2 protein-coding genes are annotated in these 1007 nt (G+C 44.8%); both read right to left on the bottom strand.

Going from position 1 to position 1007, the window contains the following annotated elements:
- Positions 1-435, bottom strand: a 435-nt coding sequence (locus tag A3738_RS23625) for a LysR substrate-binding domain-containing protein (protein WP_156504454.1), incomplete at its 3' end; no start/stop codon positions are given.
- A 21-nt stretch (positions 436-456) separates the two neighbouring features.
- Complete coding sequence (locus A3738_RS23620; RefSeq protein ID WP_068475615.1) at positions 457-861, bottom strand: LysR family transcriptional regulator; 405 nt, start codon at positions 859-861, stop codon at positions 457-459.
- Between the last annotated feature and the right edge of the window lie 146 nt (positions 862-1007).

Here is a 1007-nt window from a genome sequence, read left to right as displayed (position 1 = left end):
TTGCCGTTGATGCCAAATCATCTTGTAATTAAAAGGTGGAAACTCTATTTCTTCTGGCAACAAAGCGCTCGTTAAACCTTGTTCCGCTAACGCTTGTGTGCTCATTGCAGACCCACCAAGCATCAGATAATCTGTGGTAGTTAGGCATGACATTGCCGTGTGCATATTGCTTGTTTCAAAAGCCACACGGCGCGAAAAACCATGTTTAAATAAAATAGGCTCATCCTTCACATGGTTCTCGTTGAATTCTGGCACGATGATTTTGATATAGGGGTAAGACACATATTCATCGAGTGACAAACGCTTTTTATTTGCCAAAGGGTGGCGAACATTCATCAAAACACAGAAATCAATTTCTTTAAGGACTTGTTGATAAAAATTCGCCTTATCGACCTCAACCACATTAAGTGCAAGATCAAGCTGCCCATTAGCCATATCATCAAAACTTGTTTTCCCTCAAGGCTTCATTTCAATGTTCACTTTGGGTGCTTCATCTACTATGCGCGCCAACAAGGGCGGGCATAAGCGTGCCGCGACACTATCTAACAACGAGATCCTGAAGGTTCGATCGCAATCACTCACAACAAACTCCGGTGGTGATACAAGTCGGCCTAGTTGCTCAAGCAATTCGCTTAAAGGTGTTTGCAATTCAAGCGCCCTTTCGGTTGCGCGAATTCCCTGCGTACCACGAAAAAACAGTTCTTCGCCAAATAAGTCCGACAAACGGGTGAGCATCTTACTCATTGCAGATTGTGTAACGTGCAAGCGCTCAGCGGCGCGAGACACGCTCTCCTCTTCAAGTAAAACTTGTAAGGCAACCAACAACTTAATATCGCAACGAGCTAGATTCTCTAACTTCATAACACCCCTCGGTCATATTTATGCTTAAAACTTATAATTCATTGACACCGCTCCAGCGACTGCTGAATTGTTGTACTCGCCTGCAGGGTTCGCCAACAAGCCTGACTCATGCGCAACGCTCGGCGTTCCCAAATCGGCATACTCTA

Source organism: Oleiphilus sp. HI0066 (assembly GCF_001635725.1).
Note: the sequence above shows the minus strand (reverse complement) of the source record. Positions and strands in the feature narration are given on the sequence as shown.

What these genes read in the sequence shown, in the direction of transcription:
- A3738_RS23620 (WP_068475615.1), bottom strand. Translation starts at nt 861, where the DNA reads ATGAAGTTAGAGAATCTAGCTCGTTGCGATATTAAGTTGTTGGTTGCC.